At 69.8% G+C, this 15,723-nt stretch carries 10 protein-coding genes; 2 read left to right on the top strand and 8 right to left on the bottom strand.

Going from position 1 to position 15,723, the window contains the following annotated elements; all coding sequences use genetic code 11:
- Nucleotides 1-27: 27 nt before the first annotated feature.
- From rfbA to JHW41_RS07615, 3 genes are all read right to left on the bottom strand, one after another.
- Nucleotides 28-912, bottom strand: a complete 885-nt coding sequence (gene rfbA / locus JHW41_RS07625; protein WP_057948438.1) for a glucose-1-phosphate thymidylyltransferase RfbA — start codon at nucleotides 910-912, stop codon at nucleotides 28-30.
- A 35-nt stretch (nucleotides 913-947) separates the two neighbouring features.
- A complete protein-coding gene (gene rfbB, locus JHW41_RS07620; protein WP_078999903.1) occupies nucleotides 948-2,000 on the bottom strand; it encodes a dTDP-glucose 4,6-dehydratase in 1,053 nt (350 codons plus the stop codon).
- A 388-nt stretch (nucleotides 2,001-2,388) separates the two neighbouring features.
- Nucleotides 2,389-3,405: a DUF2268 domain-containing putative Zn-dependent protease gene (locus tag JHW41_RS07615; RefSeq protein ID WP_250449525.1), complete on the bottom strand. Its 1,017-nt coding sequence runs from the start codon at nucleotides 3,403-3,405 to the stop codon at nucleotides 2,389-2,391.
- Nucleotides 3,406-3,887: 482 nt separating this feature from the next.
- On the opposite strand from JHW41_RS07615, the gene JHW41_RS07610 reads away from it, so the two are divergent.
- Nucleotides 3,888-4,646: a DUF3472 domain-containing protein gene (locus tag JHW41_RS07610; RefSeq protein WP_250449524.1), complete on the top strand. Its 759-nt coding sequence runs from the start codon at nucleotides 3,888-3,890 to the stop codon at nucleotides 4,644-4,646.
- Nucleotides 4,647-4,700: 54 nt separating this feature from the next.
- Here the strand turns inward: JHW41_RS07610 and JHW41_RS07605 are convergent, their stop codons facing one another.
- From JHW41_RS07605 to JHW41_RS07595, 3 genes are all read right to left on the bottom strand, one after another.
- Nucleotides 4,701-5,741, bottom strand: a complete 1,041-nt coding sequence (locus JHW41_RS07605; RefSeq protein ID WP_250449523.1) for a methyltransferase — start codon at nucleotides 5,739-5,741, stop codon at nucleotides 4,701-4,703.
- Nucleotides 5,742-5,812: 71 nt separating this feature from the next.
- Nucleotides 5,813-6,751, bottom strand: coding sequence for a sterol desaturase family protein (locus tag JHW41_RS07600; RefSeq protein ID WP_250449522.1), 939 nt, complete (start codon nucleotides 6,749-6,751; stop codon nucleotides 5,813-5,815).
- 440 nt (nucleotides 6,752-7,191) lie between these two features.
- The gene (locus JHW41_RS07595; RefSeq protein WP_158229961.1) at nucleotides 7,192-7,977 is read right to left on the bottom strand and encodes a glycosyl hydrolase family 18 protein; all 786 of its coding nucleotides are present in this window, start codon (nucleotides 7,975-7,977) and stop codon (nucleotides 7,192-7,194) included.
- Nucleotides 7,978-8,707: 730 nt separating this feature from the next.
- On the opposite strand from JHW41_RS07595, the gene JHW41_RS07590 reads away from it, so the two are divergent.
- Complete coding sequence (locus JHW41_RS07590) at nucleotides 8,708-9,040, top strand: hypothetical protein (protein WP_250449521.1); 333 nt, start codon at nucleotides 8,708-8,710, stop codon at nucleotides 9,038-9,040.
- Between the two features lie 58 nt (nucleotides 9,041-9,098).
- On the opposite strand, the gene JHW41_RS07585 is transcribed toward JHW41_RS07590, so the two are convergent.
- A complete protein-coding gene (locus JHW41_RS07585) occupies nucleotides 9,099-12,116 on the bottom strand; it encodes a TonB-dependent receptor domain-containing protein (RefSeq protein WP_428995473.1) in 3,018 nt (1,005 codons plus the stop codon).
- A gap of 204 nt (nucleotides 12,117-12,320) precedes the next feature.
- Nucleotides 12,321-15,647, bottom strand: coding sequence for a TIM-barrel domain-containing protein (locus tag JHW41_RS07580; RefSeq protein WP_250449520.1), 3,327 nt, complete (start codon nucleotides 15,645-15,647; stop codon nucleotides 12,321-12,323).
- Between the last annotated feature and the right edge of the window lie 76 nt (nucleotides 15,648-15,723).

Below are 15,723 nucleotides of genomic sequence, written 5' to 3'. Positions count from 1 at the left end.
GTCGCTTGCGTCGCCGCGGCCCGCCGCTCACGGCACCGGGCCGCGTTCGATCAGGCTGAGCAGGTATTGGCCGTAGCCGTTCTTGATCAACGGCCGGGCCAGGTCGGTGAGTTGTCCCGCGTCGATCCAGCCGTTGCCGTAGGCGACCTCCTCCGGGCAGCAGATGCGCAGGCCCTGGCGGGTCTCGATGGTCTCGATGAAGTTGGACGCTTCCAGCAGCGACTGGTGGGTGCCGGTGTCGAGCCAGGCGTAGCCGCGGCCGAGCTGCTCCAGGTGCAGCGAGCCCTCGTCGAGGTACTTGCGGTTGAGGTCGGTGATCTCCAGCTCGCCGCGCGCGGACGGCTTGAGCTGGGCGGCGAAGTCGCTGGCGCGGCCGTCGTAGAAGTACAGGCCGGTGACCGCATAGCGCGAGCGCGGCTTGAGCGGCTTTTCCTCCAGCCCGATCACCCGGCCTTCGGCGTCGAACTCGGCCACGCCGTAGCGCTCGGGATCGCTGACCCAGTAACCGAACACGGTCGCGCCCTCGCGGCGCGCGTCGGCGCGCTTGAGGATCGCGGTCAGGCCGGGACCGTGGAAGATGTTGTCGCCCAGCACCAGGCAGCTCGGCTCGCCGGCGACGAAATCGCGGCCGATCAGATAGGCCTGGGCCAGCCCGTCGGGACTGGGCTGGACCGCGTACTCGATGCGCATGCCCCACTGCGAGCCGTCGCCGAGCAAGTGCTGGAACAGCGGCTGCTCGTGCGGGGTGTTGATCACCAGCACCTCGCGGATGCCCGCCAGCATCAGCACGCTCAGCGGGTAATAGATCATCGGCTTGTCGTACACCGGCAGCAGCTGCTTGCTGATCGCCTGGGTGATCGGATACAGCCGGGTGCCGGAGCCGCCGGCCAGGATGATGCCCTTGCGGTTCATTGCGTGTCCCCTTGGAAACTGCGGATCGTCACCGCTCAGGCCTGGCCGATGCGCTCGAGCCGATAGCTGCCGTCGAGCACGCGCCGCACCCACTCTTGGTTGCTCAGGTACCACTCGACGGTGCGCTCGATGCCTTGTTCGAAGGTCACCGTCGGCGCCCAGCCGAGTTCGTTCTTGAGCTTGGACGCATCGATGGCGTAGCGGCGGTCGTGACCCGGACGATCGGCGACGAAGGCGATCAGCGACTCGCGCGCGCGGCCGTCGGCGAGCGGGCGGCGCGCGTCGAGCAGCGCGCAGATGGTCTTGACCACGGTCAGATTGGGACGCTCGGCGTCGCCGCCGACGTTGTAGGTCTCGCCGACCCGCCCGGCCTCGAGCACGCGCGCGATCGCCGCGCAGTGGTCGCCCACGTACAGCCAGTCGCGCACGTTCATGCCGTCGCCGTACACCGGCAAGGCCTCGCCGGCGAGGGCCTTGGCGATCACCAGCGGGATGAGCTTTTCCGGGAATTGGTACGGGCCGTAGTTGTTGGAGCAGTTGGTGGTCAGCGTCGGCAGGCCGTAGGTGTGGTGGAACGCCCGCACCAGATGGTCGGAAGCCGCCTTGGACGCGGAATACGGCGAATTCGGCGCGTACGCCGTGGTCTCGCTGAACTTGCCGTTCTCGCCGAGCGAGCCGTAGACCTCGTCGGTGGACACGTGCAGGAACCGGAACCCGTCGCGACCGGCGGCGTCGAGCGACTTCCAATAATCGCGCGCCTGCTCCAGCAGGCTCAGCGTGCCGACCACGTTGGTATGCACGAACGCGGCCGGGCCGTCGATGGAGCGGTCGACATGGCTCTCGGCGGCGAAGTTGACGATGGCGTCCGGGCGGTGCTCGGCCAGCAGCCGCCCGACCAGCCCGGCGTCGCCGATGTCGCCCTGGACGAACGCGTGCCCCGCCTCGCCGTCCAGCGGCGCCAGGGTGTCGCGGTTGCCGGCGTAGGTGAGCAGGTCGAGATTGACGACCTTGACGCCGCGGCGCACCGCGTCGAGGACGAAGTTGCCGCCGATGAAACCGGCGCCGCCGGTCACTAGCCAGGTGGGCACGCAGGACACTCCTTGGGAAATCGCGGATCGGGGACGGCGCCGGCCTGCCGAGGCGGCGCCGCAGCGGGCCCGGGCGCGGCGTTCGCGGCGTTCGCCCCGTCCCGTCGCGGCCGCGAGTCCCGGCAAGGCGCTGATTGTAAAGCCTTTCGCCGCCGCGCCGAGGCCGCACGCGGCCGCACGGACGGCTTGGCTACAGCTTGTGTGCCGCGACACTCAGGGTTCGAGCGCATCGTTGCACTCGGAGTGTGCTCGCCGCACAGGCGCGCGCCGGCCGCCACGGCCGACGCGGGACGGAGGGACGGGACGCCGATCGCGGATCGCTCCTCTCGCGCCGGGTCGGTCTTTATCGGATCGGGCGCTTCGAATCGGCCTCTTCGGACCGGTCTCTTCAGGCGCGCCTCTTCAGGCCGCCCTCCAGCGGATCGATCGCACTGGCCGGAGCCCGCGACGCGGACGCCGCGGTCTCGCCGCACTGCGGCCGCCAGCCGCTGCGCCGCAACAGGTCCTGCGCGTTTTCCGGCGTCGCATGCAACAGCTCGTACAACGCGCGGCGCTTGTCGGCCGCGCGCGCGTGGAACGCGGCGGCGATGCGATAGCCGACCCAGTAACCGAGGTCGCCGGGACGCCGGTCGTCGCCGACGCCGTTGTAGAACCAGCGCGAAAGGTCGCTGCCGCCTTGCTCGGCCGCGAACTCGCGCTCGAACTCGCATTCGCGTCCGCGCGTGCGCTCGCGCAGGTGCACCGCATTGACCTCGCCCGAAGACAGCTCGCCGACCAGCTCCGCGCCGCCTTCGATCAGCGCCTGATAGAGCAGGCTGGCGCCGGGCGTCTCGACCGCCGCGCCGGGCTGCTGCACGTGCGCGTACTCGTGCGCGATCAAATGGACGAAGCGCGCGGTGAGGTCGGGTTGCAGCCAATCGGCGCTGCAGATCGTCTCCACGCCGATCACCACGCCGGCCGGCGTGGTCGTGCCGCCGGTGCCGCCGCGGCCGATCGCCAGCGTCACCGGCGGGAACGACGCCTCGGGATAGATCCGCCCGAGTTCGGCCATCGCCGCGCGCACGCCGGCGCGGATCTGCGGCAGCCGCTGCGCACAGGCGCGGGCCTTTTCGTAAGCCTGCGGGCGCTCGCCGATGCGCTCGGCCAGCCGCTGCATCGTGCCGATGCGCGCGACCGCGAACTGCCGCAGGGCCGGCGTGCCGGAATCCAGGTAGCCGCGTTGCAATGCCTGCGCGTCGGGCTTGCCGCGCGCGGCGTCGTAGACGGCGTAGAAGCGCTCTACGTCGGCGGTGTCGACGACCGGTTCGCGCGCGGGCGCCGGGCCAGTGTCGGCGGACGCGCCGGCCGCCGCGCCGGCCAGCAGCAGCGCGGCCGCGACCGAGCGCGCCAACGCGGACACGGACACGGACGCGGACGCAGCGACGGATACAACGCGCAATCGCAGATTCATGCCCGGTCCTGTTTCGACGAAACGGACATGCTAGCCGCGCAGGCGCGGCGGCGCGGGTGAGAAAAGTCAGCACTGCGGCGAATCCGGCCTGGAAGCGGCGTCCGCCGCCGGCCGCGCCCTGCGCAGGTCCGGCCTCGGCGGCGGCACGGGTGCGGCCGCCGCCACAAGACAACGTTATCCTGCAACGAACCGCCCGCACAGCGAGCCATCACCCCATCGGCGCAACACCGCAAGCGCCGACCGCGCGGCGGCGCGCCTCCGCAATGCGTCTTGTCCGCCGACGACACCAACGCGGTGCGCGGAACGTGATCGCGCGCAAGGATCCGACATCGTTGTCCGCCCCGCGCGACCTCGCCGGCCACTGCTAGGTTCGCCAACGTCGCCGCGCCCACGCGCTGCGGCGCCGCGCCTTCGCCCCCGACACTGGAGAGTTTCCGATGAAGCGTCTCGCCCTGTCCGCCCTGCTCGCCGCCAGCGCCCTGGCCGCGCCCGCCGCGCACGCCGTCGTCGTCGGCGGCATCGTCAGCACCGACGCGCGCTGGCCGGCCGCGGCCGCCGGTTACGACCGCATGACTTTTTACGATCAGGTCGTCCAGGACGGCGGCGCGCGCTCGAATTACTACTGGGCCAACCAGTTCTGGTTCGTCGGCGGCGACGGCGGCTACATCGGCCTGCAGAACCGCGGCGGCCAGCATTGGCTGAATTTCTCGATCTGGCTGGCCAGCGGCTGGGACCCGGCTAGCCGCGCCGCCTGCAACCACTTCTCGCACGAAGGCAGCGGCGTGCAATGCCAGCTCAAGTGGGACTGGAAGACCGGGCACAAGTACAAGGTCGAAGTGGCGCGCACGTCCAACCGCGTCACCGGCACCGTCACCGACCTGATGACCGGCGACAGCGTCGCGGTCGCCACGATCCTGATCCCCAGCGGCTGGAGCGGCTTCAAGAACACCACGGTCAGCTTCGTCGAGGAATACAGCCAGGGCGACAACCAGCTGGCGTCGTGCAGCGTAATCGGCGCGCAGTCCTCGGTGTTCCACCTGCCGGTGGCCAACGGCAACCTGCCGGCCAGCAGCCAGACCACCAAGACCTACGGCAATTGCAACGACCGCAATATCGTCCACGCCGCCTGCGACGCGGGCGGCAAGTGCATCAATATCGTCGGCGACCTGGGCGGGTATCCCTCGCCGGCGCAGTGACGACGCGCGGCGCGCGAGGCGTCCGCCGCCAGCCGCGGCGGACGCCGGCCGCGCTCATGGCGCGCATTCGAATACGCTGTGTCCGGTCTCCAGGCGCTCCACGCCCAGCACCCGCAGCCGCGCCGCCTCGATCAGGCGGCGCAGTTGCGCCTCGTCGAGCCCGCGCGTGCCGTCCTCGCAGATCACCTTCTGGAACAAGGCCCGCGGCGCGTCGGATTCGCGCTCGAACAACGGTTCGACGACCAGCAGCCGCGGCGCCGCCCGGCCGGGTTCGGCGGCGGCGGTCTGCGCCATCGCCGCGCGCGCGGCGGTCAGCAGTTTCAGGCCGCTGTCGAAGGACCAGTCGTAGAGCACGTTCTTGACCAGGTAAAGATCGCCGCCGGCCGGAATCTCGCTGAACACGTCGGCCGCGCGGAACTCCAGCCGCGCATCGCCACCGACCGCGCGCTGAGCGGCGCGCGCGCAGACGCTGGGGCGGTCCAGGCAGATGCCGCGCAAGTGCGGATGGGCGTCGAGCAGGCCGCGCAGGAACGCGCCGCTGCCGCCGCCGATGTCGATCGCCATGGCCGCCTCGGCGAAACCGGGACGCGCGGCGATCGCCCGCGCCACCGGTCGGGCCAGTTCGGCCATGGCTTCGTCGAAGATCGCCTCGGCGTCGGGATGCGCGGCAAGGTAATCGTAGAGCGAGGTGCCCAAGGCCGGGCGGAAGCCGGATCGCCCGCTGCGCACGGTCTCCAGCAAGCCGGCGAAGGCGTCGTCGTAGGTCTCGGCCACCAGGATGCAGACGTGGCGCTGCGACTGCGGATGATCGCCGCGCAATGGCTGGTACGCCTCGCTCAGGCCGAAGCGGCCTTCGCCGTCGATATCGAACACCCCGGCCATGGCCAGGGTGCGCAGCAGCAGCGCCAGCGTCTGCGGATCGGTGCCGGTCTGCGCGGCCAGTTCGGCGGACGTGCGCGCCTGCGTCGCGGTGAGGTCGGCCAGGCCCAGGCGCGCCGCCACCGCCAGCGCGCGCGCGAACGCGCCGCTCGCGGCCAGTTGCGCCGGACCCAGCGGACGTTGGGAGGAAGAGGATTCGCTGCTCGCCGTGCGCATCGTGTTCTCCTTGGCGGGTTGCCGGTCGGAAGGCCGCCGCGCGCATCGCGGCGTAGCGGGAAACGGACGCCCTAGCCGTCCGCGGCGCGGTCGCGCGCGGACGCCGGGCCGGTGCGGGCGTCGTCGTCGCGATGTTGGTAACGCGCGCGCCGCCGCAGCGGATGCAGGACGCTGGCGAACACCGAGCGGGTCTGCGGGAATGTGCTCGGGTCGATCAATCCCACCCGCAGCGGCTTGCGTCCCGGACGCCAGGTATAGCTGCCGAACACGTGGTCCCAGATCGACAGTTCCGCGCCGAAGTGGCCGGCATCGGCCGGATCGGTGCTGTGGTGCAGGCGGTGCTGTTCCGGCCCGACCACGATGTGGTTGAGCCAGCCCAGGCGCACGTCGACGTTGGCGTGGGCGATATAGCCCTGGGCCAGCACGAAGATGCCGATGGCGAACACCGAAGCCTCGGAAAACCCGGCCAACGCCAGCGCGAACTGGACCACGAACTGGTCGATGGCGACGTCGAACACATGGTTGACGCCGTTGTTGCCGACGTTGACCTTGTCCGGCACGTGATGGATCCCGTGCACGCGCCACAACCAGCGGTTGTGGTGGCTGAGCCGGTGCATGACGTAGCCGGCGAGCGAGCCCAGCAGCAGCGCCAGCGGAATCTCCGCCCACATCGGCAGGCGCGGCTGCGCCGGCGCCAGCGCGGTCGCCGCGGCCGCGACCAGGCCCGCCGACAGCGCGCCGCCGAGAACGGTCAGCAGGAAATAGACGCCGTATTGCGCCCACTCGCGGCGGGTCGGATGCCAGTCGATGTCGTAAGGGATGAAACGCTCCAGGATGCCCAGATAGAGCAAGGTCCCGAGCAGGAACGAGAAACTGGTCGCGCCCGGGTCCCAGTGCAGGCGCAAGCCCGCGACCGCGGTCGCCAACGCCGCCGCCAGCAGCAGCGGATAGGCGGCGCGGCGTAGCAGCGGGTAGCGCGATCCTGGCTCGGGCGTGCGGTCGGACACCATCGCCTATCTCCTGGGCTGCATGCGGCGTTCGCCGCGGCTTCGCTCTCCGGCGCGCGGGCCGGCCGGTCGGCGAGGCAGCTTTGTACACGAAGGTTTCGGCCGCATCGGTGATCGCGATCATGGATGGCCGCCGCATCGTGGATGCCTCCACGCATGTCCGGTTCGATCTCATGGCCGTTGAAAACGGCTGCATTTCGATCACATCGGCATCGCGATGAACGCCGCGGCCGCGACGCGATGCCGCTTCGCCGCCGACTCAACGCGATGCGAAACGACCGCCCGTTCGTTAGCGTTCCGGCACGCGGCACGCGCGAATGCGCCGACGCGCGCGGCGGCGCGGACAAAGAAAAAGCCCTCGCGAACGAGGGCTTTCTGTGCGGCCGGATCTGCGTCGCGTTTCGCAACTGTCTAGCGCGTACCGCAACGGCGCGCCGTCGCGGTCAGGGAACGTATTCCACCGACTCCGCTTCGCCGGCCTGCGCCTTGACGATCTGGGTGTAGTACGCCGACGCCGAGGCGGTGTCGAGGAAGGCATTCGGCGCCCAGATCATCACGCCCTGGTAGCCGTCGTCCTCGACGTCCTGGGCGATCGAGCGCACCGACGAGGCCGGGCTGAACTGCGGCGAGATGCCGAGGAACAGCGCGTTCTTGCTCATCCCGTAACCGACGTACGGCGCCAGGTAGCTGACGCTGCCGGCGTAGGTCATCTCGTAGCCTTCGGTCAGGTAGTCGGCCGCGTTCGACGGCGAGCGGAAGTAGCTGGAATCCGACCACAGCGCCTTGGACAGGGTCTTGCCGGCGAACTTGCTGTTGGCGCGGATCGCCTTGAGCACCGAATAGAACGCCTTGGCGTTGCCCGAGCACTGCGAATACTCATCGTCGACGCTGATCCCGTCCAGGCCGTACTTGACCACGTCGGCGACCATCGCGTTGGCGAGCTTGGTCGCCGCGGCCGAACTCATGTTGCACGACCAGCCCGCGTTCTGATGGTTGCCCAGGTAGGAGATCTGGACCTTGATGCCTTGGGCCTGCAAGCCGCGCACGATGCTCAGGTTGTCCTTGAGGATCGCGCTCATCTCGGCGTTGTAGTACAGCACCGGCGTGTTCGGCGTGCTGCCGTTGATGTTGGCGGCGAACAGCACCAGGTCGGAAAAGAACGGCTGGCCGGTGCCGCTGACCAAGTACTTGCCTACGTCTTTCACGTCCTGCGGCGAAGGATTGTTCAAGAACACGACATTGCGCGCGCTGGCTTCGCCAACGCCGAAAAACGCCATTAGACCGACCGCAAGAAGCGCAGATTTTCCAAACATTGGCTGATCTCCTCTGGTTTTAGCTGGAAAACGCTATCGATTTGACCGGCGCGCGGGCCGCTTCGAAGTCGTGTCCCTGCGCGTCCAGCCTAGAAACGAACCAAGAGGCGAACATCCCTACGGTCCGCTTCGCCCACGCGCGCCGGCTGCGCGGCGCGACGCGGAGTTATCGCATCCGCGCGCCGCGCTTGCGCGAACGCAGGTCACAGCGTTCGCCTTGCGCGGGCGCGGCGATGCGCGGCGTCGGCGCAACGGGCTGAACGATAAAAACGGCATGCGGCCGATCGAACGCGCGAGCGGATCGGCGCCAACCGCTGCCGATGGCGGGCGCGAGTACGGCGCGAGGCGATGGCGACGAGGTTCGGCGAGGATGTCGCGCAGATCGATTCCAGCGAAGGAGTCGTGCGCTAGCGAACGGTCGCGAAGAGGCCGCGTCCGCCGTGCGCCAACCGACGCCTTAGCCGCGGCGTTCGGCCGGCAGGCCGGCATGCGGCGACGCCGCGGCGCACGCAGCCCAAGTCGAGCGATCCGACCGCGAACGCCGCAATCGCCGGCCCAGCCGCCAGTACGCAGTGAGCGAACGTGAGTCACCGTTCGCGTCCGCGCCGGCAGGATACGGCGCTCATCCACCCGCAAGGACCGCACCATGAAGACTATGGAAACGATCTGCCTCGCGCTCGCCCTGTCCGTCAGCTTCGGCGCCGGCGCGCAGAGCATCGAGGGCCCGAATACGCCCTGCATCGGCCAGCCCACCGCCTACAAGCTCTGCCTGACCCAGAACTTTCCCTACAACTGGGGCTGGAGCGTCAACAACGGCGCCTCCGTCGTCGACATGGGCACCGACGGCGTCAGCTGTTACCTGGCGACGGTCACGCCCGGCGCGTCCGCGTTCTTCCTGACCTTCAGCCAGAGCAATCCGCCCGGCCTGCCGCAACCGGCCAACATCACCAAGTACGCCGTGCCGCGGCGCTGCAACTGAGCGCGGCGGTCGTCCCGCGGAACCGTCGCGCCGGCGCAGGCCGGCGCGACGGCCCTCCTCAGAACTTGTAGCCGACCGTGAAGCTGTAGCTGCGCCCGAAGATGCTGGCGTAGTCCGGCGAGTCGCCGAGGAAGCTGTTCGGGTCGTAGAACGGCAGGCGGTCGAACAGGTTCTTGACGGTCACGCCGACGTTGAGCTTGTCGGTCGGGCGCCAGTTCAGGCTGAGGTTGGCGGTCCACCACGACGGCGCGCCGTCGCACTGCGGCTTGGGCACCGGCAGGTAGCCGGCGGTGCAGGTCTGCTCGTTGTTGTCGACTTCGTCGACGCGCTCGCGCGCCCACTTGCTGCCGCCGACGTAGTTGACGAACACGCTGGTGGTGAACTTCTGGTAGTTCCAGTCGGCGTTGATCGTCGCGCGCAGGCGCGGGTTGTTGTAGTAGCCGACGGTGTCGCCGTAGAACCAGCCGCTTTCGTCGTCGAGGTAGGAGCGGTTGCGGTTGGCGATGGTCGCGGCCAGGCCGATGTTGAGCCCGCCCCACTCGCCCAGCGAGAAGCGGCTGCGCGCGTCGATGTCGAAACCGTCGATCAGGGTGCGGCCGCGGTTCTTGTACTGGCCGACCACGCTGGCGACGTTGCCGGCGCTGTAGCCCGGCAGCGTGCCCGGACAGGCCACGCCGCTGGCCGGGTCGGCGCACATCGCCGCCAGCGCCGCCACCGCGGCGCGGTCGGAGTCGGTGATCGGCGAACGGCGCAGCTCGGAGATGTCCTGGATCTTGCTGAAGTCCGGCGCGGCGATTTCGTTGCGGCGGTAGACGAACCAGTAGTCGGCCGAGACCGACAGCCAGTCCAGCGGCTCGAACACCACGCCCAGGGTGGCGATCTTGGCCTTCTCCGGCTTCAGCTCCTGGTTCGGCTGGGTCATGCGCGCGACGGTGCGGCTGCAGTCGGCGTTGAGCAGCGAGTTGCCGAGGTCGACGTCGCCGGCGCGGCGCGACTGGCGCAGCAGGTTGGCGATGGCGTTGGTCTCGTTGCAGCGCAGTTCGTCGCGGAAACCGCCGAGCTGGGCGAACACGCCGCCGGTGCCGGCCTCGGCCAGGCTCGGCGCGCGGAAGCCTTCCGAGTAAGTGCCGCGCAGCAGCAGCTGCGGCATGACCTGGTACTTCAGGCCGATCTTCGGCGCGACGTTGGCGCTGAAGTTCGGGTACTTGTCCACGCGCAGCGCGGCGTCGAGTTCGAGCTTGTCGGTCAGCGGCGCCACGGTCTCGGCGAACAGCGCGTAGGTGTTGCGCTTGCCGTCGAACCACGAGCCGCCCTGCTGGGTGATCAGGCCGCGCGCGGCGTCCTCGTTGCCCGGGGTGTAGAAGGTCTCGCGGCTGATGTTGAAGCCGAACGCGGCGCGCATCTCGCCGGCCGGCAGCTGCGCCAGCGGGCCTTCGATCTTGCCGTCGAGGGTGTGCAGGCGGGTCCAGGACTGGATGTCGAAGGTCGGGTAGGCCTCGCGCAACAACGCCGCGTTGGCCTCGCTGATCTCGCCGAACTTGTACGCCGGGTGGTCGGAGATGATCACCCGGCCGGTGCCCGGATCGACGGTGAACGGGCCGAAGGCCTTGCGGAAGCCGTCGAGGTTGACGTTGATGGTCTGGTAGGTGATCGAGTGGCTGCCGGCGGTGGCGAACGCGGTTTCCCAGTTCCAGTCGCCGAGATTGCCGCGCATCCCGGCCACCGCGCGATAGCTCTGGTCGGTGTTGCGCTGGCCGAAGTAGTTCTTGCCGGCGTCCTGCAGCAGGTATTGCAGGCCGACCACGCCGCCCATCATCGCCTTGAGCTCGGGGCTGGCGTGGTTGTACTCGTTGTTCGGGCCCAGGAACGGGTACAGGAACTGGTTGACGTTGGCGCCGGTGTCGCGCGAGAACCAGCTGGTCGGGTTGCCGGTGGTGGTGCTGAAGCTGCGCGGGGTGCCGCCGTTGGCGCGCAGGTCGATGTCGGTGTAGGTCAGTTCGGCGAAGGCCTCAGTGCTCTCGCCGATCAGGAAGTGGGCGTTGACGTAGCCGGTCATGCGCTCGGTCTGCGCGCCGGCGTCGATCTCGTTGTTCATCCAGGTCTGCCAGATGCAACGCGGGCCGGCGGCTTCGCCGGTGAGCACGTTGTTGCAGCCGGGCGCGGCCTCCTGCACGCGCGCGCCGGTGCGCGGATCGAAGGCGAAGTAGGTACCGGGATTGAACTCGCCCGGCTTGCTGCCGGTGCCCAGGCGCAGGTTCTTGATGTAGTTCGGATTGTTGATGTAGTACTGGTTCGGCCGCTTGTCGTAGAAGTCGCTCAGCGGGATCGCGTCGCGACGGTAGAAGTTGAACGAGCCGTAGACGTTGTAGCGGTCGCGGTCGAGGTCGCCGAAGCCGGCGGTAATGCTGGCTTGGTGCTCGCCGTAGGAGTCGATGCGCGAGGACAGGTCGGTGGTCGCGGTGATCTCGGCGCCCTGGTAGTTGCGCTTGGTGATCACGTTGATCACGCCGGCCATCGCGTCGGTGCCGTACACGGCCGAGGCGCCGTCGGTCAGCACTTCCATGCGTTCGATCGCCGCGGCGGGGATCGAGTCGATGTTGACGAACTGGGTCTGGAATCCGGCCGGCGCGCCGTAGTACGACAGGCGGCGGCCGTTGAGCAGCACCAGCGTCGCCTGCGCGCCGAGGCCGCGCAGATTGGCCTGCGAGGCGCCGTCGGAACCGGTGAACAGCGAGCGCGAGTCCTGCTGCGCCGGGCGCGCGGCCGGCAGGTTGTCGAGCACCTGCAGCAGCGTGCGCGCGCCCATGTTCTCGATGTCCTGCTTGCTGATCACCTGCACCGGCGAGGCGGTTTCCACGTCCAGGCGGCGGATGTTGGAACCGGTGACCTCCACGCGCGAGAGTTCGGTGGTCTTGCTCTTGCCGTCCGCGCCGTCGCTGCCCTGCTCCTGTGCGGCGGCGATGGACGCGTGGCCGAGCAGCGCGGCGGCGAGCGCCAGCGACAGCGGCGCGACTGGGAAACGCGGGGTGGAACGGTGGGCGCTGTGACGGCGCGGGCGACGGCTGGCGGGCGACATCGGAACTCTCCTGGCAGGATGACTGCGGCGCGAATGGCGGAATGAAGGCAACAGCGATCCCGGGCCGCGGCCATCGGGCCGCAGTCGGTATGGGCGGGGGAGGAGCGGTGTTGCGTTTGGGTGCTGCGTTGCGGATTCGGAGTTAGGCGCTACCTGTTCGGTGCGGGACGGACGGCGGGCGGTATGGCGGGACGGTGCGCCGGCTCACGGCGCGAGGATGCTGGCGCTGTCGCCCTCCTGACCGATCAGCGCGGCGTTGGCCCAGTTCGCGCAGACCTGGGCGGGTTGGCTGCCCTGCGCGCCGAGCGTGCGCAGGCTCAATGCGGACAGGCCGCGGATGTCGAGTTCGGGCTTGACCACGCCCGGCGCCTTGACCAGACCGCTGTCGTAGAGCAGGCGGCCGTCGCCCCAGACCTGGAACTGCAGGCCGCCGGCCGCGCGGCAGGCGTCGTCGATGCCGAGGTCGGCGCGCAGCAAGCGCCATTGACCCTGCAATTTCAGATCGATGCGGCTGGCCGCGCCGACGCCGAGACCGCGGCGGAACAGCAGGCCGTTCATGCGCAGCGGCCGGTCGGCGCCGAACGAGCGGTCGGCGCGCACCTGCGCGGCCAGCGCGGGCGGCAGCGGCAGTTCGGACAGATAGCGCTGCTGTTGCGGGCGTTCGGCCTGCTGGTGTTCGAGGATGTGGAAGCTCGCCAGCGCGATCGGGCCGACATCGCGCGGTTGCAGCGCATCGACCGCGCGCGCGGCGCCGGCCTGCGCCGCGGTGACCATCGGATCGGTCGCGGAAGCGCCGTCGCCCTCGGGGTTCTGCACGCTGAGCACGCGGAAACGCAGCAGGCGGCCGGCGCGCGCGGGGAACTCGATGCGCTGGGTGTCCTGCTTGAGCTGCAAGCGACCGCGCGCGACCGGTTCGCCCCACTCGCCGTTGCTGTCGCCCAGGTAGACCTCGTAGTCGCGGACCTGGCCGTGCTTCCAGTTCTTGTCGTTGCGCGGCGCCAGCTCGATGCCGTCGATCAGCTTGCGTTCGCCGAACCCGATCGTCCATTCGTGCGCACCGGTGCGCACCGCTTGATTGCGGATGCTGCGGAACCAAGTCTTGGGATCGTCGTCGAAGGCGTTTTCCAGCGCGTGCCCGGGCTCTTCGGCCGGACGGTTGACCACCAGCAAGCTGTCGGCCGGCAGCGCGCGGCCCAACGCCGGAGCGGCCGGATACGCATCGTCGGCGGGCGCCGCGGCGACGGCGAAGTCCAGCGCGAACTGCAACGGCTTGCGGATGTCCACCGCGGCGCTGCGCACGTGCACGCTGCCCTTACGTTCGTTCGGATCGAAGTACCAGCCTTCCGGCGCCGCCTGCAGCGCGGCGGCGTCGGCCAGCTTCGGCAATGCGCGGCCGTCCAGCGTCACCGCGCGCGGCGCCTGCCGGCTGAGCACGCGCAGCGCGTAGCGGCGCTGCGACAGCTGGCCTCGGTACTGGCCCTGCACCGCGTCGATCGCCACCGCCACCGGACCGCTGCCGCTCGCCGGCGCGCTCATGCGCACCTGCTGGGTGCTCGACTCGCCCTGTTCGTAACGGCGGGTGTTGCCGTCGTCCTCGTACATCGCATACTGCGACTCGCCCTGCGGATACAGGTCGAAAGTAATTTCGTCGAGCGGCTTCTCGCCGTCGTAGAGCATCGCCGGGTGCATCGGCACGATCGCGCCGGCGCGCACGAACACCGGCAACGTCGCCAGTTCGACCGCGCGATCGAGCTCGCGCCCGGCCGCGCCGGCCTGCACGCTGCGCCCGTCCCAGTAGTCGATCCAGCGCCCGGCCGGCAGGTGGATGCCGCGCCGCCAGCCGCGGCTCGCGGCCTGGCTGCGGTACACCGGCGCGACCAGCAGGTCGCGGCCGAGCAGGAACTGGTACTTGTAGGCTTCGTCGCGCGCGTGCGGGTCTTGCGGGTAGTCCCACATCAAACCGCGCACCGGCGGCGCGCCGCTCTGCGCGGCCTCGTGCACCAGGCCATACATGTACGGCGTCAGCCGCATCTTCAGTTTCAGGTAGTCGCGGTTGATGCTGCGGTAGGGCTCGTCGAACCACCACGGATGCTTGCGCGCGTTCGACGACCAGCCCGACATGCCCATCAGCACCGGGGTGAACGCCTTCCATTGCAGATCGCGGGTGTAGGTCTCGGCGCTGCCGCCGAAGATCGCGTCGACGTCGCCGGTGGCGTAGGCCATGCCCGACAGGCCCGAGCCGACCAGGGTCGGCACGTGCCAGCGGATGTAGTCCCAGCTCGCGCTCTGGTCGCCGGTCCAGGCCACCGCATAGCGCTGGATGCCGGCCCAGCCCATCACCGTCCACAGGAACGGGCGCGAATCGGAATTCTTCATGATCCCGTCGAACGCCGACTGATTGGCGTCGAGCGCGAACTGGTAGCCCTTGCCGGTCCAGGCCACGTCGAGCTTCTGCACCCGGCTGCCGGCGGTGCCGACTTCCCAGGCGATCTTGTCGACCCCGTTCTCGGTCCACAGGCCGGTGCGGAAGCCGTATTTCGCCAGCCCTTTCACCGTCTCGGGCAGTTGCTTGTAGCCGCAGCCGTAACCGTCGTTGGGCAGGATCCAGCCGCCGGGCATGTCGTGTCCGCGGTACTGGCGCGCCACGCTCTCGACCACGTCGGGCGTGGTGCCGGTGGGGCCGTCGTGCCAGCCCTCGGGCACGGTGCCGGGCTTCTTGCCGTTGTCGCCGTCGTTGTAGCAATCGGCGTCGCCGTAGGACAGCGCCCAGCGCGGCAGCAGCACCGGGCGGCCGGTCAGGCGGGTGTAGCGTTCGAGCAGGCGCGGCAGTTCGCCGACGAAGTAGTAGGCGTCGAATCGGTCCTCGCGGTGCAGCAAGGTGGCCTGGTCGCCCTGGCGCAGGTCGTAGCCGCCGTCGCTCCAGGTGTTGCGCAACATGCCCCAGCCGCGCGAGCTCAGCAGCATCGGCGCCGGGCTGGGGCGGTCGCCCTCTTCCCAGCCGCCGGAGTACGAGACTTCCACTTCGCGGCCCTTGAACTGATAGCGGCCGTTCTGCTGGCCGCCGCCGTAGAAGGCTTCGTCGGGTTGCGAGGACAGCACCTGCACGCTCTGGCTGGCGTCCAGGTCCAGCGGCTGCAGTTCCCGCCACAGCGGCGCGCGGCGCTCGCCGTCGATGCGCTCCAGGCTCAACTTCAATGGCTGGCGCTGCACGTGCAGGACCAGCGCGCCGGTGCGCACGCGCACCTCGGCGGCATCTTCTTCCAGCGCAGCCTCGACCTGGGCCGCCGGCTGCGGCAACACGATCGGCGCGGCCTTGTCGCCGGCGCCGCTGAGCTTGCCGCCGCGCCCGGCCTGGACCCGCACGATGTCGTCGGCCAGCACCTCGATGCGCAGCACGCTGCCGCTGTCGGTGCTCAGCTCCCAGTTCGGCGTCGCGCCGGCGCCGGCGCGCACCGCACGCAGGTTGCCGACCGGCTCGGCCGACGCCGGCAGCGCGCCGGCGCACAGCGCGGCGAGGATCGCGATGCGCAACGGCGCGCCCGGACGGGACGCACCGGCCGAGGCCGCGCTCGGAGAAAGCGCGCTCGACGATCGCGGACGACGCACA

This window comes from Lysobacter enzymogenes, assembly GCF_023617245.1.
GTDB classification, from domain to species: domain Bacteria; phylum Pseudomonadota; class Gammaproteobacteria; order Xanthomonadales; family Xanthomonadaceae; genus Lysobacter; species Lysobacter yananisis.
The sequence above is the reverse complement of the archived record's forward strand: the minus strand, read 5'-3'. Positions and strand labels throughout refer to the sequence as shown.